Annotated in this window: 20 protein-coding genes; 18 read left to right on the forward strand and 2 right to left on the reverse strand. The window is 36.4% G+C overall.

Going from position 1 to position 19,661, the window contains the following annotated elements:
• Window position 1 precedes the first annotated feature (1 nt).
• The 16 genes from spoIIIAF (at window position 2) to spo0A (ending at window position 14,262) form a co-directional block, all read left to right on the forward strand.
• Window positions 2-613 carry a stage III sporulation protein AF gene (gene spoIIIAF / locus NST93_RS03545; protein ID WP_405101248.1) on the forward strand — a complete coding sequence of 204 codons (612 nt, stop codon included), beginning with the start codon at window positions 2-4 and terminating at the stop codon, window positions 611-613.
• On the forward strand, window positions 610-1,239 hold the full coding sequence (gene spoIIIAG / locus NST93_RS03550) for a stage III sporulation protein AG (protein WP_405101250.1): 630 nt from the start codon (window positions 610-612) through the stop codon (window positions 1,237-1,239). Before spoIIIAF ends, spoIIIAG begins: the two co-directional genes overlap by 4 nt.
• A gap of 11 nt (window positions 1,240-1,250) precedes the next feature.
• The gene (locus NST93_RS03555; protein WP_405101252.1) at window positions 1,251-1,820 is read left to right on the forward strand and encodes a SpoIIIAH-like family protein; all 570 of its coding nucleotides are present in this window, start codon (window positions 1,251-1,253) and stop codon (window positions 1,818-1,820) included.
• Window positions 1,821-2,441: 621 nt separating this feature from the next.
• Window positions 2,442-2,954 (forward strand): acetyl-CoA carboxylase biotin carboxyl carrier protein, encoded by a 513-nt coding sequence (accB, locus tag NST93_RS03560; protein WP_405101254.1) that lies wholly within the window; start codon window positions 2,442-2,444, stop codon window positions 2,952-2,954.
• A 13-nt stretch (window positions 2,955-2,967) separates the two neighbouring features.
• A complete protein-coding gene (gene accC / locus NST93_RS03565; RefSeq protein WP_405101256.1) occupies window positions 2,968-4,320 on the forward strand; it encodes an acetyl-CoA carboxylase biotin carboxylase subunit in 1,353 nt (450 codons plus the stop codon).
• Between the two features lie 20 nt (window positions 4,321-4,340).
• Window positions 4,341-4,739 (forward strand): Asp23/Gls24 family envelope stress response protein, encoded by a 399-nt coding sequence (locus NST93_RS03570; protein ID WP_405101258.1) that lies wholly within the window; start codon window positions 4,341-4,343, stop codon window positions 4,737-4,739.
• Between the two features lie 139 nt (window positions 4,740-4,878).
• Complete coding sequence (gene nusB / locus NST93_RS03575) at window positions 4,879-5,259, forward strand: transcription antitermination factor NusB (RefSeq protein WP_405101259.1); 381 nt, start codon at window positions 4,879-4,881, stop codon at window positions 5,257-5,259.
• Between the two features lie 14 nt (window positions 5,260-5,273).
• Window positions 5,274-6,134 (forward strand): bifunctional methylenetetrahydrofolate dehydrogenase/methenyltetrahydrofolate cyclohydrolase FolD, encoded by an 861-nt coding sequence (gene folD, locus NST93_RS03580; RefSeq protein WP_405101261.1) that lies wholly within the window; start codon window positions 5,274-5,276, stop codon window positions 6,132-6,134.
• Window positions 6,124-7,482: an exodeoxyribonuclease VII large subunit gene (gene xseA, locus NST93_RS03585; RefSeq protein ID WP_405101263.1), complete on the forward strand. Its 1,359-nt coding sequence runs from the start codon at window positions 6,124-6,126 to the stop codon at window positions 7,480-7,482. The genes folD and xseA overlap by 11 nt, the downstream gene beginning before the upstream one ends.
• Window positions 7,466-7,702 carry an exodeoxyribonuclease VII small subunit gene (gene xseB, locus NST93_RS03590; protein WP_405101264.1) on the forward strand — a complete coding sequence of 79 codons (237 nt, stop codon included), beginning with the start codon at window positions 7,466-7,468 and terminating at the stop codon, window positions 7,700-7,702. The genes xseA and xseB overlap by 17 nt, the downstream gene beginning before the upstream one ends.
• Window positions 7,702-8,586: a polyprenyl synthetase family protein gene (locus tag NST93_RS03595; protein WP_405101266.1), complete on the forward strand. Its 885-nt coding sequence runs from the start codon at window positions 7,702-7,704 to the stop codon at window positions 8,584-8,586. Before xseB ends, NST93_RS03595 begins: the two co-directional genes overlap by 1 nt.
• Before the next feature lie 264 nt (window positions 8,587-8,850).
• Window positions 8,851-9,669: a TlyA family RNA methyltransferase gene (locus NST93_RS03600; protein WP_405101268.1), complete on the forward strand. Its 819-nt coding sequence runs from the start codon at window positions 8,851-8,853 to the stop codon at window positions 9,667-9,669.
• Between the two features lie 16 nt (window positions 9,670-9,685).
• On the forward strand, window positions 9,686-10,135 hold the full coding sequence (gene ahrC, locus NST93_RS03605) for a transcriptional regulator AhrC/ArgR (protein ID WP_405101270.1): 450 nt from the start codon (window positions 9,686-9,688) through the stop codon (window positions 10,133-10,135).
• 37 nt (window positions 10,136-10,172) lie between these two features.
• Complete coding sequence (gene recN, locus NST93_RS03610; protein ID WP_405101272.1) at window positions 10,173-11,882, forward strand: DNA repair protein RecN; 1,710 nt, start codon at window positions 10,173-10,175, stop codon at window positions 11,880-11,882.
• Between the two features lie 217 nt (window positions 11,883-12,099).
• On the forward strand, window positions 12,100-13,296 hold the full coding sequence (spoIVB, locus tag NST93_RS03615; protein ID WP_405101274.1) for a SpoIVB peptidase: 1,197 nt from the start codon (window positions 12,100-12,102) through the stop codon (window positions 13,294-13,296).
• 189 nt (window positions 13,297-13,485) lie between these two features.
• Window positions 13,486-14,262 (forward strand): sporulation transcription factor Spo0A, encoded by a 777-nt coding sequence (spo0A, locus tag NST93_RS03620; protein ID WP_405101275.1) that lies wholly within the window; start codon window positions 13,486-13,488, stop codon window positions 14,260-14,262.
• Window positions 14,263-14,305: 43 nt separating this feature from the next.
• On the opposite strand, the gene NST93_RS03625 is transcribed toward spo0A, so the two are convergent.
• Both NST93_RS03625 and NST93_RS03630 read right to left on the reverse strand, forming a co-directional pair.
• Complete coding sequence (locus tag NST93_RS03625) at window positions 14,306-15,679, reverse strand: aspartate kinase (RefSeq protein ID WP_405101277.1); 1,374 nt, start codon at window positions 15,677-15,679, stop codon at window positions 14,306-14,308.
• A gap of 93 nt (window positions 15,680-15,772) precedes the next feature.
• Window positions 15,773-16,015 carry a DUF2627 domain-containing protein gene (locus tag NST93_RS03630; RefSeq protein WP_405101278.1) on the reverse strand — a complete coding sequence of 81 codons (243 nt, stop codon included), beginning with the start codon at window positions 16,013-16,015 and terminating at the stop codon, window positions 15,773-15,775.
• A gap of 361 nt (window positions 16,016-16,376) precedes the next feature.
• On the opposite strand from NST93_RS03630, the gene NST93_RS03635 reads away from it, so the two are divergent.
• Both NST93_RS03635 and NST93_RS03640 read left to right on the forward strand, forming a co-directional pair.
• Entirely contained in the window at window positions 16,377-18,425 is a 2,049-nt protein-coding gene (locus NST93_RS03635; protein WP_405101280.1) for a sigma 54-interacting transcriptional regulator, read from the forward strand.
• Window positions 18,426-18,523: 98 nt separating this feature from the next.
• Window positions 18,524-19,618, forward strand: a complete 1,095-nt coding sequence (locus tag NST93_RS03640; protein ID WP_405101282.1) for a Leu/Phe/Val dehydrogenase — start codon at window positions 18,524-18,526, stop codon at window positions 19,616-19,618.
• Window positions 19,619-19,661: the final 43 nt, after the last annotated feature.

The following is a 19,661-nucleotide window of genomic DNA, read 5'->3' on the forward strand; positions in this document are numbered from 1 at the left end:
AATGGAATTTATAACAGACTGGATCGCACAAATCATTATTTTTATCTTGCTTGCAACAATCATTGACCTGCTTATCCCCAATATAGGAATGAAAAAATATATTAAGCTGGTGATTGGTTTAATTTTGATTTTAATTCTTTTGGCACCAATCTTTGCCCTTTTTCAATTAGACATAGAAAGTGCCTTGAAGCACACGTATTCCACGGTTTTTGAGCAAGAAGGTTCTTTAGAAAAGGTAAATGATGCTATTGAAATGCAAAAAAGTGAAATAGAAATGACTCATGATGCATATATTTTAGAAGAAATGGTTGTCCAATTAAAATCTCTCGCAAATGAATCATTAAACGAGCATCATCAAGCTGAAATTTCAAACATAGAATTTGTGTTTAATGATGACACAGCCATGTCCTATGAGGGACTGGAAGAAGTAATTGTCTACTTGCAAGAATCGACTGCTGAGGAGGGAGGAATTCGAACAGTTGAGGAGGTAGTCATTGGTGCTTCTGATAAAGAGAAAATAAAGGATGATGACGAAATCATTAATCAATTGAGAGAGAGTTGGGAGCTTACAGATAAAAAAATAACCGTCTATTGGGAAGGGGGGGCATCTTGAAGCGAATCATAGACAAACTGTTCCGTACAGAGCAAAAAGGTGATAATGAAAAACTTTCTTGGAAACCCCGATACTTTATTATACTGGGATTAATTGGCGTACTTCTGTTAATGATCAGCAATCTGTTTTCTGATGATGACGAGGGACAAACGAACATGGCTGCAGATGAAATCGAAGAACAAGAGGCACAAACGGGGAAACAAACAGAAGCAGGATTCACATCAGATATTGAACAGCTTGCGAGAAGCTATGAACAGGATTTAAGCACGATGTTAAATAAAATTCAAGGAGTAACTGAAAGTGAAGTGATGGTAAATCTTGATTCTTCAGATGTGAAAGTTTATGAAAAGAATTTGATCTCTGGTACACAGACTACAAATGAAGAGGACCAGAATGGCGGTACACGCCAAGTTGAAGATCGTACAGAAGATACACAGGTGGTTCTTGTCAGACAAGGAGACACAGAAACACCTATACTTGTTCAAACAAAAAGACCAGAGATAAGAGGAGTTTTCATTGTGGCAAAAGGGGCAGAGCAAGCGACAGTAAAAAGCTGGATTATAGAAGCAGTTTCTAGTGTTCTTGATGTTCCTTCCCATAGAATTTCAGTAATGCCTAAAGACTAGGAGGATACGTGATGTTGAAAAAACAAACAGTATGGTTATTAACAATGTTGAGTTTGCTGGTGGTTTTAAGTGTGTACTATATTTTAATACCCAAGGATAATAATGACTTAGCTTTTATTGACCAGGGAGAAGATAATCAGAAATCGACAACAGAAGAGAATGCTAATGCTGTTAATAACAGTGAAGAAGATGCGGCAGATATTGCAAATCTCAATAATGATGAATTATTTGCTACAATTCGTTTGGAAATACAGGATGACCGCAGCAGGGAAGAAGCAAGATTAGAGTCGATTGTTTCTTCCAGCACATCAAGCATTGAAGAAAAAGATAATGCTTTAAAAGAGATCGATGCAATTGGGACAATGGAAACAACAGAAAAAATTGTTGAAGAAAGAATCATCTCAGAGCAAGGGTATGAAGATGTACTTGTACGAAATTCAAAAGGAGAGAAAGTTCATGTGCATGTAAGGGCAGATGAGCTAAGCACGGAAGAAGCACTTAAAATTATGCAACTGGTAAGAGATGAATTTAATCAGGATCTTCCAGTAGAAGTTAACTACCAATCGCTTGCAGCTGAATAAACAGTGATTCCTAATTAAAAATAATAAAGTTAGTCGGGCTTATTCAAACAACATTCCTGAATAAACCCGGCTTATTTATTGTTTTCCTTCCATTCAATATAAACGCTGACACGTAAAGTCACTATATTGGTGACTTTACTGTTTACTTATTGCGGCTGGGAGTCTGCAGTCCAAATCCCCCCTCGTTTTTCGTACGCGGCTGGTGATTCCGCGGGAAACATACAGCGGATGTCCACTGGCATTAAAGTACACAGCACCTTTTATTAATATTAAGTTTTTCAACCTTGTTATATAAATCTTTAACACGTTGCAATATAAGGTATTTTGATGGAATTAAATGCTGTTAAAATTGTATAAGAAATAGTTTGTCTGTGAAATTTAGTTCATTATTAGGATGGCTATAGAGAAACACTACTGTTATAATGATAAAATGTGGAGAATTACTGGATATCAGCATAAATATGTTATGACTTGATAGATGTGATTCATCTGGCTTAAAATAGAAGGTGACTATCTCATCCAACTGTGCATTATTTAAATAATCTTGTAGGTTTACCTTCAATTAAGTACAATATGATAGTAATACTTAGACGTATAAACAAATAAGGGGTGCAATTTAATATGCTAAAAGTACAAGAACTTCGTGAAATTATTAAATTAATTGATCAATCATCAATCACTGAATTTAATTATGAGGCTGAAGGAACTGTGGTTTCTTTAAAGAAAGGAACTAGCGAGACAGCAGCTGTACAAGCAATACCTGCTGCAGTTAATCAGCTGCCACAAAAAGAAACACCGGCAGTGGCTGAGTCAGCACAAAATAACCAGCCTAGAGCAGAAGAAAAAGCAGCAGTTCAGGACGAGCAAGAAACAGTTGTAAATACACAGGATTTTGATTATGAAGTAGTATCTCCAATGGTTGGAACATTCTATTCATCACCATCACCTGAAGATGCTCCATATGTTTCTGTAGGAAGCAAAGTAGAAGAACAATCAATCGTTTGTATTGTTGAAGCAATGAAACTCTTTAACGAAATCGAAGCTGAAGTGAGTGGAGAAGTCGTTGAAGTATTGGTAGAAAATGGAGAATTGGTTGAATATGGACAGCCATTATTCCGAGTAAAGAAAAAGTAAGGGGATGGAGCAAGTGATTAAAAAACTGTTAATTGCCAACAGAGGAGAAATTGCTGTTCGGATTATTCGAGCTTGCCATGAAATGGGCATTGAGACTGTAGCAGTGTACTCTGAGGCGGATAGTGAATCTTTACATGTACAAATGGCAGATGAAGCGTATTGTATTGGGCCAAAATTAAGTAAAGACAGCTATCTTAATTTCACAAATATATTAAGTGTCGCAACATTAACAGATGTAGATGCAATCCATCCTGGCTATGGCTTTCTTGCAGAAAACGCTGACTTTGCAGAAATGTGCGAGGCTTGTAATATTACTTTTGTCGGCCCTTCCCCAGAAGCTATACAGCAAATGGGAATTAAAGACGTAGCAAGAGAAACCATGGCTAAAGCAAATGTGCCAATTGTTCCCGGTTCAGATGGTATTATTGAAAGTGAAGAATCTGGAATAGAGATTGCAGATGAAATTGGCTATCCAGTGATTATTAAAGCAACTGCTGGGGGCGGCGGTAAAGGGATACGTGTTGCAAGAAACAAAGAAGAATTAGTTAATGGTATTCGAGTGACGCAAAAAGAAGCTGAAACAGCCTTCGGTAATCCTGGCGTTTATCTGGAAAAGTTCATTGAAGATTTTCGTCATGTAGAAATTCAGGTCCTTGCTGATAAACACGGAAATGTCATTCATCTAGGTGAACGTGACTGTACGGTTCAAAGAAGATTGCAAAAGTTAATCGAAGAAACACCATCACCAGCGATTACGCCAGAAATAAGAAAGAAAATGGGTGAAGCGGCGGTTAGTGCTGCTGCTGCGGTAAATTATGTCGGTGCTGGAACAATTGAATTTATCTTTGACCGTAAAACAAATGATTTCTATTTTATGGAAATGAATACAAGAATCCAAGTTGAACATCCAGTAACTGAAATGGTGACAGGTGTAGATTTAATTAAAGAACAAATTAAAATTGCAAATAATGAACCATTATCTTTGAATCAGGAAGATGTAACATTTGATGGCTGGGCAATAGAGTGCAGAATAAATGCAGAAAATCCATTTAAGAATTTTATGCCTTCAGCTGGACAAATAGATATGTACCTTGCACCAGGAGGATTCGGAATACGTGTTGATTCAGCAGCTTATTCTGGATATACAATCCCGCCATACTATGATTCGATGATTGCCAAATTAATTGCTTATGCTCCAACGAGAGAAGAGGCAATTAAGAAGATGAAAAGAGCGCTAGATGAATTTGTTGTTGATGGTATTTTTACAACAATCCCATTCCAGCGTTTAATCATGGATCATGAGGTCTTCCAAAGAGGTGACTTTAATACAAACTTCTTGGAAGAGAATCCAATTTTGGAAAAATAAGACGAAAAAGGTGTGATATCATGAGTGAACAACCACTATTAAATGTAAGTGATGATGCTTCTTTAGGAAGAGTTGAGATTGCTCCTGAAGTGATTGAAATTATTGCTGGAATTGCTGCAGCTGAAGTAGAAGGACTTTATGCAATGAGAGGCAACTTTGCATCAGGTGTAGCAGAGCGTCTTGGTAAGCAAACCCATAATAAAGGTGTTAAAGTAGAACTTACAGATACAGGTATTACAATTGATGTATATTGTATACTCAATTTTGGATCGTCTATTCCGCAAGTCGCCCAGAAGCTGCAAACGAATATCAGACAAACACTTAAAAATATGACACAGCTTGAGATTTCAGAAATCAATGTCCATGTTGTTGGTATAAATATGGATGAAAAGGAAGAACAAGCAAAGCATAACGAGTAGTTCAAAACAAGGCCAAGGCAATATTCTTTGGCCTTGTTTTAATTAGAATATGTTATATATAGCATTATAGAGTTAAACCATGTTATTATTTGTGAAGAATAGTATAAAAGAAGGACCAATTTCTAAAAGGAGCTAGAACATGAAACGACGCGAAGCAAGAGAAAAAGCATTTCAATTTCTTTTTCAAATAGATATTAACGATAATGAACCTAAAGCAGCAATGCAGGATTATCTTTTAGAAAACGAAAATGATCGTTTTCTAAAAGATTTGATTGAAGGTGTAACAGAAGCAAAGCCAGCTATTGATGAAATGATTGCCAAGCATCTTGAGAATTGGACTTTAGACCGTTTGCCAGCTGTTGAGCGTACAATTCTTAGGCTTGCTACATTTGAAATTCATTATATGGAAGATATTCCAGCAAACGTGACAATCAATGAAGCCGTAGAACTAGGGAATGTATTTGGTGATGAAAAATCAGGGAAATTTATTAACGGTGTTTTATCCAAAGTTATTAAGTAAGGAGGAAATACGGAATGACAGCAGAATTAATTAGCGGAAAAGAAGTAGCAGCACAATATAAAAGTAAATTAAAACATGAGGTTGAACAATTAAAAGAGAAAAACCTCATACCACATTTAACTGTTGTATTGGTTGGCAGCAATCCAGCATCTCAATCTTATGTTAAAGGTAAAGAGAAAGCAGCTGCTGAAGTCGGAATCGATTCTACATTAATTAAACTACCGGAATCAACATCAGAAAATGAGCTATTAGACCTTCTTGTAAAGTTAAATGAGGATGAGACTGTTCATGGCATCCTTGTACAGCTTCCACTGCCAGAACAAATCAGTGAGCAAAAAGTTATTGAAACAATTGATCCAAAGAAAGATGTGGATGGGTTTCATCCAATTAGCATTGGGAAAATGATGACTGGTGAAGATACTTTTTTACCTTGCACTCCATTTGGGATTATTGAACTAATTAAATCTAAAAATATCGATATTGCAGGAAAGCATGCAGTTATTATAGGCAGGAGCAATATTGTAGGCAAACCAGTCGGACAACTCTTATTGAATGAAAATGCTACTGTTACATATTGTCACTCGAAAACCGAGAACCTTGAAAAGTATACACGTGATGCTGATATCTTAATTGTAGCTATAGGACGAGAAAACTTTGTTTCTGCTGAGCATATAAAACCGGGAGCAATTGTAATTGATGTAGGCATTAATCGTACCGAGGCAGGAAAGCTGACCGGAGATGTAGCGTTTGAAAGTGCAGTTGAAAAAGCGGGCTACATAACGCCAGTCCCTGGAGGAGTCGGTCCTATGACTATTACAATGCTGTTAGCAAACACGGTAAAAGCTGCTAAAGGATTGACTGCCATTGAAGGATAAATATTTAACAGTTACTGCGTTAACGAGATATATTAAGAGGAAAATTGATTTAGACAGTCATCTGCAGAACATCTGGTTAAAGGGAGAAATTTCAAACTTCAAGCATCATAGCCGCGGCCATATGTATTTAACTATCAAAGACGAGCAATCGAGAATCCAAGCTGTAATGTTTGCAGGCAATAATCGGCATTTAAAATTTATTCCTGAAAATGGGATGAAGGTTTTTATCCGTGGAAATATTAGTGTTTACGAAGCAAATGGCCAATACCAGCTTTATATTAATGAAATGGAGCCCGATGGACTGGGAGCATTATATCTTGCATATGAACAACTAAAAGAGAAATTACTAAAGAATGGCTATTTTGACAAGACGCATAAAAAGCAAATACCTTTGTTTCCTCAACGGATTGGTGTGGTTACATCTCCGACAGGGGCGGCAGTGAGAGACATCATTACAACCATAAAAAGACGTTACCCAATTGTTGAATTAGTCGTTATCCCTGTGCTTGTCCAAGGACCAAACGCAGCTGTGTCAATTGCAAATGGAATTGAACATGCCAACACGATTGGCGGTTTTGATACCCTGATTGTAGGGCGTGGCGGCGGATCGATTGAGGAATTATGGAGCTTTAATGAAGAGATTGTTGCTGCAGCAATTTATCGTTCGGAAATTCCGATTATATCAGCTGTAGGTCATGAAACCGATACAACAATCAGTGATTTCACAGCAGATTTACGTGCAGCGACTCCGACGGGAGCTGCAGAACTTGCTGTGCCCTCACAGGTTGAGCTGAAGAACCATATTAGTCAATTGAATCAAAGACTGACCAGGGAAATGAATCGGCAGCTTGATTTTCATGGGCGCCAACTTGAAAGTTTAAAGTCTTCTTATGCTTTTCGTTATCCTAAAGAACTGGTCAAACAGAAAGAGCAAGAGTTGGATAATCAGCTTGAAAATCTGGAGCGCAGTATTCAGCTGCAATTAAAAGAGAAAAAATCAAGTTTTCAAATAGCCTACAATCGTTTACAGTTACAGCATCCAAAACAGCAGATGGAACAGGCTGCAAAAGCTTTAAAAGATGTAACTGGAAAACATCAGCTGATCATGTCACAGATCGTTGATAAGCATCAATTGAGTTTAGTGAATCTGCTAGATAAACTAAGTTTAGTAAACCCATTGGAAATTTTGAAGCGCGGATTTGGACTGCCCTATAGTGATGACGGCGAATTGATCAAGACTGTTCAAAATGTTAATGAGAAAGATAGAATCACGATTAAGCTAAATGATGGAGATCTGAATTGTAAGGTATTAACAATAAAGGAGAATCTAAATGACCGAAAAAGATGAAAATTTATCATTTGAACAAGCTATGGAAAAACTCGAGGAAATTGTACAGAAGCTTGAAACAGGTGATGTCCCACTGGAACAGGCCATTGATTTTTATCAAGAGGGTATGTTACTATCTAAACTTTGCAGTGATAAAATTGTAAATGTTCAAGAAAAAATGACCAAAATAATGGATGAGCAAGGTGAAGTCACGTCATTTGAAATACAGGAGGAAGAATAGTGCAGCAAGACCTCAGAGATTATCTTATATCCTACAAAACAAAAATTGAAAAAGAGATTGCCGAACGGCTAGGTAAATTAGAAATACCTGAAAACCTTAAAGAATCTATGCTTTATTCTATGCAAGCAGGCGGAAAGAGAATTCGGCCAATTCTATTAATTGCCAGCTTTGAGGCATATGGTACTGAAGTGGAGAAGGCAATTTCATCTGCAGTAGCTTTAGAAATGATTCATACATATTCATTAATTCATGATGACCTGCCAGCAATGGATGATGATGATTATCGACGTGGTCAATTAACAAATCATAAGAAATTTGGCGAAGCAACAGCAATTCTAGCAGGAGATGCTCTCCTTACAAACAGTTTCGAGCAAATCGCTGCAGATTCTATGCTCAGCAGCGTTGAAAAAGCTGAATTAATTACTAAGCTTGCTCAAGTAAGCGGGCCGCTTGGTATGGTTGCTGGACAAATTCTTGATATGGAAGCAGAAAAGCGTTCTGTTTCATTAGAAGAACTTGAAAGAATCCATGAATTAAAAACCGGTGAACTACTGCGATTTGCAGTTTATGCGGGTGCGTATTTAGCTCGAGCTACAGAAGAACAATTAAAACATTTAGTTGAATTCGCACATTATTTAGGATTGATTTTTCAGGTTCAGGACGATATTTTAGATATTACGGGCACAGAAGAAAAACTTGGCAAACCTGTTGGCAGTGATGAGAGTAATGAAAAGAGCACATATCCAAAATTGCTCGGATTGGATGGTGCAATGAAACAGAAAGAAATCTATGTTGAAAATGCAAAACAAGCTTTATCCAAAGCAAATGCAGCAAATTCAACACTCGAATTATTGGTTGATTATTTCAGTAATCGTGATCATTAATTATTATCTTGATTAGAAAAGGTAAACTGCATGGGATCAGATTGAACACGAAAATTTGATTCTGTGCGGTTTTGTTTTGCATTTTTTTCTGTGGATTATAGATTATATTTCAGCGCTTGTTTATAACATGCATTTTAACTAAATGACATTTATTTTCTTGGATGGTGAATTTGATGTATAATAAATCAGAAAAGCTTTTTAAAATACAAGAAATATATTATAAAAAAAAGATAAGTTTAAGTTTACTGTAAAGGAAATAAAAAAATGAGTAAAAAACGCTTAGATGAATTATTAGTTGAAAGAGAGTTAGCGGATAATACGGAAAAAGCTAAAAGGTTAATTATGGCTGGAGTAGTTTTCTCTGAGCAAAATCGCCTGGATAAACCTGGAATAAAGGTAGATGATAAACTCCCGCTGCATATTAAGCAAAAAACAACAGCATATGTCAGTCGGGGTGGACTAAAACTTGAAAAGGCGATTGCGTATTTTAATTTAAAATTGGAAGAGAGAATTTTAATAGATATCGGTTCATCGACAGGTGGTTTTACTGATTGTGCTTTACAAAATGGAGCTAAATTAAGCTATGCTATTGATGTAGGTTATAATCAGTTGGATTGGAAGTTAAGAAATGATAAACGCGTTATTGTAATGGAGAGAACAAATTTTCGATATGTTACAAATGACCAGTTAAAACAAGGCAGACCATCATTTGCCTCAATCGATGTATCTTTTATTTCTTTAAAATTAATCTTGCCAGTTTTAAAAACATTGCTTGTTACAGATAATGATGTGGTTGCACTGATTAAACCTCAATTTGAAGCGAAAAAATATCAAGTTGGCGAAGGCGGAATTGTAAGGGAGCAAACAACACATATCGAAGTGCTTGAAGAGATTGTTCATTTTGCAGAAAAAGAAGGATTTAATTTACACGGCATAACCTATTCTCCAATAACAGGTGGTCATGGCAATATTGAATTCCTAGCTCATTTTAAATACGAAGCAGATAGTATGATTAAGAATGATATTAATTTGGAAGAAGTCGTTATGGAAGCACATAAAGAATTGCTGCATTCCCCTAAATAACATGGAGGTGGTATGAGTGAGCAAAATTCAACGCCATATTAAAATTCGGGAATTAATTAATGGAAATGAAATCCGCACACAAGATGAATTAGTTGATGAGTTAAAATCATTGGGATACAATATCACGCAAGCCACGGTTTCAAGAGATATTAAAGAACTTCATTTAGTGAAGGTTCCAACACTGTCAGGGGATTATAAATATAGTTTGCCTGCAGACTTGAAGTTTAACCCATATGAAAAGCTAAAAAGACTGATCGTTGATGCTTTTGTAAATATAGATCATGCAAATCATTTCATTGTTTTAAAGACACTTCCAGGAAATGCAAATGCAATTGGTGTTTTAATCGACAACCTGGAATGGGAAGAAATTATGGGGACAATTTGTGGTGATGACACATGTTTAATTATCTGCAGAACAGAAAAAAATGCAGTCGAAATAAAAAAACGATTAATTAGTATGCTCTAATACAGCATAGAGCAGTTTTAAAAAGAGGTGAACAATCATGCTAACGGAACTATCTATTCAAAATTTTGCAATCATCGATCAAATTTCAATTACATTTGATGAAGGCTTGACGGTTCTCTCTGGTGAAACCGGTGCAGGTAAGTCAATTATCATTGATGCTATCCAGCTTTTAGCAGGCGGGCGAGGTTCAGTCGAATTTGTACGCCATAAAGCGAATAAAGCAGAGATCGAAGGTTTATTCAGTATTGAAACAAAAGACCATCCAATTTATGAGGTTGGCAGGCAGTTCGGAATTGATATTACGGATGATCAAATTGTTTTACAGAGAACCATAACAAAAAGCGGGAAAAGCATCTGCCGAGTAAATAGTAAGCTTGTTACACTCGCGATATTACGGGAATTTGGAAAAACGCTAATTGATATACATAGTCAGCATGAAACACAGTCACTGATGGATGCCGATAATCATATTAACCTTTTGGATTTATACGATAATGAACGGATTAAACAAGCAAAAGATGAATATCGCTATTTATATGATAAACTGATTCGTTTGAAGAAAAGATATCGTCAGTTAAATGAAAACGAACAGGAAACCGCACATCGCCAGGACCTTTTAGAATTTCAATTAAAAGAGCTTGAACAAGCAAATCTTAAGCCAGAAGAAGATGATATTTTGGAAAGAGAGAGAAGTGCGCTTGCGAATTATGAACGAATCTATACAGCACTGCATGATGCGTATAATGCACTATACGGTGAAGGGAAAGGATTGGAATGGTTAAATGAGGCAATGTCTGCACTTGGGGACAATAGTAACATAGATCCTTTTATTGATGAAAAATCGGAAGAAATTGCAAACCATTATTATTCCTTGGAAAACCTGGCCTTTGACTTTCGGAATCAGATAGACAAACTGCAATATAATCCAGAACGTCTAAATGAAATAGAAAATCGTTTAAATGAAATTAACCGTTTGAAGAAGAAATACGGTACAACCGTCAACGAAATGATTGAATATATGGCGAAAGTAGAGGAAGAACTTGAGCAAATTACAAATAAAGACTTTCATCTGACTGCCCTCGTTGAAGAGATTGAGGAAATGGAAAAGGATGCAATGCTCGAAGCAAAACAGCTGCATGATTTACGAAAACAAGCTGCAGCTTCATTAACGATGGAAATCCATCACGAGTTAAAAGGTTTATATCTCGAGAAAGCAGCTTTTTCCATATCCTTTGATAATGAGACAAATCAACATCCTAAACTTCATAAAAATGGTTATGACCTCATTCGCTTTATGATATCCACAAATCCAGGCGAACCTTTGAAGGAATTAACAAAAGTTGCTTCTGGTGGTGAACTTTCTAGGATCATGCTTGTTTTAAAGAAAATATTTGCGAAACATCAAGGTGTCACAAGTGTGATTTTTGATGAAGTGGACACAGGTGTTAGTGGAAGAGTAGCTCAAGCCATAGCCGAAAAAATATATGAAATCTCCAATGCTTCACAAGTTCTGTGCATCACCCACTTACCTCAAGTTGCAGCGATGGCAGATACGCATAAATTAATTGAGAAACTGGAAAAAGATAACCGGACTGCTACTAAAGTTATTGAATTAACAACTACTGAACAAATGGAAGAATTAAGCAGAATGATAACCGGTACTGAGTTGACTGAAACTGCAAAAGAACATGCAAAAGAGATGCTTGACTTAGCAGAACGATTTAAAAATAAAAATAACAAGGAATAATATTATTTATAAGCCAGAAGCTAACATCACTGGCTTTTTTTTATTTTGTTTTTTCTTCTTTCATAGTATCAGCATTTACATAACCTCATTAATTATTCAAGGAAAACATAAGCAAAACACTAATGAATCACCAGTTTAAAAACAACGCTCTCCGGTCAAATTAGAGGTACAGAAATAATAAATTTGGTATGGGTGAGAATACGAGGAGTGTTCAATGATGACAAAGAGAACAAGAGGACGGATGTATTTATGTTTATTTATAATGATGAGCTTTACTGGTTTATTAATGCTATCTATACCGAATCAAACTGTAGAAGAAAATACCCTGCCTGTAATGAGTCAGAATAATAAACAAGCACAATCTGAATCGAAAGTAGTTGCTTTCGACCGGGTGCAGACTGTAAGCAGTTCGGATTTAAAAACGTTGGTCAAAGATGAAATTAAGGTTGTTCCAGGTGGGCAGTCGATAGGGGTGCAATTACAGACGGCAGGAATATTGGTTGTGGGGCATCATGCAGTTAAAGGGAAAACTGGCACAGTTTCTCCAGGAGAAGAAGCTAAGGTACACGTAGGGGATATTATAGTTGAAATTAATGGGAAGCCTGTTGAAGCATTGACAGAAATTAAACCATATGTAAGTGAAGCAGGAAAAAAGAATGAAGAACTTAAAGTGAAATTGAAACGCGGAAAGGAAACAATCGAAACATCATTACACCCAATTTTTGATGAATCAGAACAGGAATATAAAATTGGCTTATATATTCGAGACTCTGCAGCGGGTATTGGCACAATGACTTTTTATGAACCAGAAACCAAGCGGTATGGAGCGTTAGGTCATGTTATTGCTGATATTAATACTAAAAAGCCAATCGAAATGATGGCTGGAACGATTGTTCGCTCTTCAGTTGTTAATATTGAAAAAGGCAACAGTGGTACACCTGGGGAAAAACAGGCAAAGTTTTCTGCAGAACGAAATAAATTAGGTAGTATTATTAAGAACACACCACATGGAATATTTGGGGTGCTTGATACGAAACTTAGTAATGGGAGTTATGATGAACCTTTAGAAATTACGCGTTCGGATGAAGTGAAAGAAGGACCAGCGAAAATATTAACTGTGGTGGATAAAGAGAAGGTTGAAGAATTTGATATTGAAATTGTCAGTTCAACACCACAGAAAAAACCGGATATTAAAGGAATGGTTTTAAAGATTACAGATCCCAAATTACTTGAGAAAACTGGGGGAATTGTTCAAGGAATGAGTGGCAGTCCAATCATCCAAGATGGAAAAGTTGTCGGTGCAGTAACACATGTATTTGTCAATGATCCCACATCCGGCTATGGAGTTCATATTGAATGGATGCTTCGCGATGCAGGCATTAATTTACAGCAGGTAAAAAAACACGCTTCATGATTGTAAGCTTGTAATGGATAATCTCCGTTACAGGCTTATTTTGTAGACTTTTGTTGAAAGTAATCGAACAATGGCGTGAAAATATAGAAATATAAAAATATACAAACATTTAAAAATAAAAGAAGGATTATTACTTCTTTTGTTGAATATGTAAAAGAGGAAAAGAGCACATAAGGGAGGATTAGAGAAGTGGAGAGTATTTCAGTTTGTTTAGTCGATGATAACCAAGAATTAGTGACATTAATGGAGGATTATTTTGAAGAACAAGACGATATTGAAGTAATTGGTTCAGCATCTAATGGCAGAGATTGTATTGAAATGTTGGATGTGCTTGAACCAGATATACTTATTCTTGATATTATTATGCCCCATATCGATGGTATTGCTGTATTAAATCAGTTACGAACAATGGATTTCAAAAAACGTCCGCAAGTCATCATGCTAACTGCATTTGGTCAGGAGGAAGTGATGAAAAAAGCAGTGGAATACGGCGCTTCCTATTTTATTTTAAAACCATTTGATTTGGATCACTTGGCTGAACAAATTCGAACGATTAAAAACAATACTGGATATAAAACAAGAACAGTAAAACCTAAAAAGACGGAGAAGAAACAAAATCTGGAAGCAAGCATAACAAATATTATTCATGAAATTGGAGTACCAGCACATATTAAAGGTTATATGTACTTACGTGAAGCAATCACAATGGTCTATAACGACATCGAACTCTTGGGATCTATAACAAAAATACTATATCCGGAAATTGCAAAGAAATTTAATACAACTGCATCGCGTGTTGAGAGAGCGATAAGGCATGCAATAGAGGTGGCTTGGAGCAGGGGCAATATTGATTCTATTTCTGCATTGTTCGGCTATACGATTAATCTATCCAAAGCAAAGCCGACCAACTCCGAGTTTATTGCGATGGTGGCAGACAGATTAAGACTCGAACATAAAGTGGGATAATAAAACATAACTGCAGTGTGTTCCACTGCAGTTATATTTTCCATTATACATTTTGAACAATATCTTCTTTCACAACAAAATAAGATTCATACAGAGAACGAATGGCGCGTTCGATATCTCTTGCTTGAATTCCAAACATCATTGAAACTTCTGATGAACCTTGGTTAATCATCTCAATGTTGACTTTGGCTTTTGTAAATGCAGAGGTAGCACGGTTTGCCACACCTACAGAATTCACCAGACCTTCTCCAACAACCATAATAATTGCAATGCCTCTTGTTATGCTGACTGTATCAGGATGTAATTCATTTTTAATTCTTTCCAAGATAATTTTTTCCTTGTCCACTGTAAAGTTACCTTCGCGAAAAATGACTGACATATTATCAATTCCAGAAGGAGCATGCTCGAAAGAAACACCTTCATCTTCAAAAATATTAAGTAATTTTCTTCCGAATCCTATTTCCCGGTTCATCAAATACTTACTCACATAAAGGCTGCAGAAACCAGTATCGCTTGCTATTCCAGTTACAATCCGATCATTCATTTCCTTTTCCGCAACGATAAGTGTGCCTTTAGCCCCTGGATTATTTGTGTTTTTGATACTTACTGGAATTTTTGCGTTTACTGCTGGTATCAAAGCTTCGTCATGAAATACAGAAAAACCGGCATAGGACAGTTCCCGCATCTCTTTATAAGTTAATTTAGTGATTTTTTTAGGATTTGGGACAATATTTGGATTAACGGTATAGACGGAATCCACATCAGTAAAGTTTTCGTATAGCTCGGCTTTCACTCCAGCAGCTATTATTGAACCGGTTATGTCAGAACCACCTCGAGAAAACGTGACAAGTTTACCTTCTGATGTATAACCGAAAAAGCCTGGAATTACGAGTACACCTTTCTTTTCTCTTAACTGATATATTTTCTCAAAGCTCTCTGGCAGTATCTGAGCATTACCTGGTTCGTCACTAAGAATAAGTCCAGCTTCATTCGGGTTAACATAAGTAGCTTGGATGCCAATTGCATTAAGATATGCACTAAGTATTTTTGCAGAACTGTCTTCACCGATTGACTTTACAGTGTCCATTAAGCTTTCCGCAGAACCTGTATTGAACTTCGCGTTATTTAATGCCGCTTCAAATTCATCCAATAATTCATTCGGGAGATTTAAAGTTGACACAATCTCTGTGAGGCGAGTCATAATCTTTGAGAACTGTTCTTCGTGTGATTGTTTTTTAATATACGCTTGTCCCAAATCAATGAGCAAATCAGTTATTTTGGTGTCTATACTTTCCCTCTTTCCTGGAGCAGACACTACGATAAATTTGCGGCTCGGATCACTCTTAATTATTTCACCAACTTTTATTAATTGGTCTGCATTGGCCATAGAACTTCCACCAAATTTTGCAACCTTCATTTCTAATCCCCCTTAACAACCTAAAGATAATTTTCTAATAATAATATCACAAAATTCGCTGAAAATAACGAAATAAATAAAAAAAGATGGATATTATCCATCTTTTAAGTGTAAATCCTTTTCTTTTTTCTTATTTTTCCGATCTCGATAAATAATAAAGCCTCCTAAAAACAGGACTCCTCCAATAAATAAGAGTAATCCGAAGGTAAATTGGATCCATGAATAAAAGAAAATAGAATAAAAATCGTCGAACAACGTGTCACGCATTAATTTAATGCCAATAGCAGCAATTACACCAGGAATTAATAAAATCAAAATAGCCAAATTTCTTACCATTATAATTCTCCTCTATACTTACTCAAATTTCTGTATGTATTTAGATAAAGTATAACAAAACAAACCAAAAAGAGGAACGAAATCTGTCTATAACTTCATTATATTAGCTGGCATGCTTCTGCATTTAAAATCCGGCGTCTACATTTTTTCACTTTCTGCAGGCAGCTGATGAACAAGGATAGCAAGATGTATTTGTTTTCAGGATATATCCGTTTTTAGCTGAATTTAATAGTAGAATCCTCCATTTTATAATAAATTAGCAAGTCTCATGCAGTTTTTATCACGACTTAAATAATGTTTGCTAAATTATTCATGTTAACGTATCATAGAAATATGCAAATTAATGCAAGGTGGTGAATCGATGAAAAATGTTCTCATTATCGGTGCCGGAAAAGGTGGAACTGCATTAATTAATATCATTCGCTCAACAGCCAGTATGAAAATAAGCGCAGTCATTGATCACAATCAAGATGCAAAAGGGTTAACATTAGCAAGAGAATTACATATTAAAACTGGTTCTGATTGGCGTGAATGGGTAGATAAAAACATTGATATTATAATGGAAGCAACGGGGGACGAAACAGTACTAAAAGATATAATTACCTCGAAACATAAAAATACTGTTGTAATTCCAGGGGCCGTAGCTTATATTATCTCCGAGCTTTTTGATGAAAAGAACGAATTGCTGGAACAAATTAAACAACAAAGCGATAGACAAGAACTAATTCTAAATCATATTCGTGATGGCATGATTGTAATTGATAATCAGCAGACTGTACAATTCGTAAATAAGCAAGCTGAAGAGATAGTCGGCTGCAGCAGAGAAGACTTTTTGGGGAAGCATATCAGAGAAGTGATTACAAATTCGCGCTTACCAGAAGTGCTTTCAACACAAGTAAAAGAAATCAATAAAAAGTTTGAACTGAATAATGGAAAGCAAATTATCTCCACTCGAATTCCAATCATCACTGATAATGGACACTTAGTTGGAGCATTTACGGTATTTAAGGATATAACTGAGGTAATGAAGCTTGCCGAAGAGAATACAGACTTAATTGAAGTGAAAAATATGCTGGAGGCAATCATTAAATCCTCATACGAAGCAATAAGTGTAGTGGATGAAAATGGTAATGGCATTATGATCAATCCTGCGTATACAAGAATTACTGGATTGGCAGAACAAGACGTTATTGGAAAGCCAGCTGATGTTGACATTTATGAAGGCGAAAGCATGCATATGAAGGTCTTGCAGACAGGGAAGGCATTTCATGGTGTACGGATGAAAGTAGGTCAATATAAAAAAGAAGTGATTGTTAATGTTGCACCTATTATTGTTAACAATACCGTGCGTGGAAGTGTTGGGGTTCTTCATGATGTAACTGAAATTAAGTCATTGACCAGAGAATTAAAACGTGCCCAGCAAATTATACGAAGTCTGGAAGCAAGATATACATTTGATGATGTTATTGGTTCTTCACCAGAATTGCGCTTAGCATTGGAACAAGCGAAAGTTGGGGCAAGGACTCCAGCGACCGTTTTATTAAGAGGAGAATCTGGTACAGGAAAAGAGCTTTTTGCTCATGCAATCCATAATGAAAGTGTTAGAAAACATAATATATTTATCCGTGTTAATTGTGCCGCGATAGACGAATTTTTGCTCGAGAGTGAATTATTTGGGGTCGAAGCTGACACCTCAGATAAAAGCAAACAGGATATAAAAATCGGGGTTTTTGAGGAAGCGAATCATGGAAGTGTCTTCTTGGATGAAATCGGAGAACTTTCCCTTAAGATGCAAGCAAAAATACTTCATATGCTTCAAGAAAATGAAATCGTCCGTGTTGGTGGCACAGAGCCAATAAAAGTCGATGTGAGAATCATAACTGCAACAAATATAAATTTAGAAAAGGCGATTATGAACCGGACATTTCGGGAGGATCTCTATTACAGGTTAAATCGACTGCCAATTTTCATACCATCTTTAAGTGAAAGAACAGCAGATATAGCAGAGCTATCTCATCACCTGATTCAGAAACTAAATGTAGATTACAGCAGAAGTGTTCGTTCCATAAGTGATGAGGCACTTCATTTATTAGAACATTATCATTGGCCGGGAAATGTAAGAGAATTGGAAAATGTACTTGGAAGAGCAATGATTTATATGGACATGCAGGAAGAAACGATTAAGAAAGAGTATCTGCCAAAGCTGGAACATTCGACTGGAAAAGAAAAGAGAGCGAGCTTATTATTTTCTAATACAGAACCGCTGAATGAAGCTGTAGAAAAATTTGAAAAAGAATATATTTATGACGTATATAAAAGCAATTCTTTTAATAAGACGAAAACAGCCCAGGCGTTGGATATCTCGATCCGGAATTTATATTATAAAATCGAGAAGTATCAGCTTGAGTAAAACTGTTTAATGTTGTTCAATCAGTCGGAAGCGCTTTCATTTATTTTTTAGAGATTAAAATAAAATATATAATATTAAATTTTTGGGGAGGAATTAGGATGGAATTATTCAACTATATGGAGAAATATGATTATGAACAATTGGTATTATGTCAAGATAAGGCATCAGGTTTAAAAGCAATCATAGCGATACACGATACTACATTGGGTCCTGCATTGGGGGGTACCAGAATGTGGACCTACGCGTCAGAAGATGAAGCGATTGAGGATGCTCTCCGCTTAGCAAGAGGTATGACCTATAAAAATGCGGCTGCTGGTCTTGATTTAGGTGGCGGTAAAACAGTAATCATCGGTGATCCTAAAAAAGATAAAAATCCGGAAATGTTCCGTGCATTTGGAAGGTATATTCAAGGATTAAATGGCCGTTACATCACTGCAGAGGATGTTGGAACAACTACTGAAGATATGGATTTAATAAATCTTGAAACAGAATATGTGACAGGTACGTCACCAACTACACCTGAAGCAGCTGGAAACCCATCACCAGTTACAGCCTACGGAATTTACAAAGGAATGAAAGCAGCAGCGAAAGAAGCTTTTGGAAGTGACTCATTAGCAGGAAAAACAATTGCTGTTCAAGGAGTTGGCAATGTTGCGTATGCACTTTGTGAATACCTTCATGAAGAGGGTGCGAATTTAATTGTAACAGATATTAATGAAGCAGCAGTTGACAAAGCGGTTGAAGCTTTTGATGCTAGAGCGGTTGGTCCAAATGATATCTACGGTGTTGAATGTGATATTTATGCACCATGCGCGCTTGGTGCTGTTATCAATGATGATACAATTCCACAGTTTAAAGCAAAAGTAATTGCAGGTTCAGCAAATAACCAGCTTGCAGAGGAAAGACATGGGGATATGCTTCATGAAAAAGGTATTATTTATGCGCCAGACTATGTAATTAATGCTGGGGGCGTAATCAACGTAGCGGATGAATTAGCGGGTTATAATAAGGAAAGAGCGCTTAAGAAGGTTGAAGTTATTTATGATAATTTAGAGCGCGTATTTGAAATTTCAAGACGTGACCATATCCCGACATATGTTGCGGCTGACCGAATGGCAGAAGAGAGAATCAGAGCTGCGCGTGAATCACGTGGCCAGTTCCTCTTAAATGAACGTCATATTTTAAATAGATAATAATACATCTAATCAATAGGATAAGAGCTAGGGGTGGATATAA

The sequence above is a fragment of the Oceanobacillus sp. FSL H7-0719 genome (assembly GCF_045040795.1).
Taxonomy (GTDB): domain Bacteria; phylum Bacillota; class Bacilli; order Bacillales; family Amphibacillaceae; genus Oceanobacillus.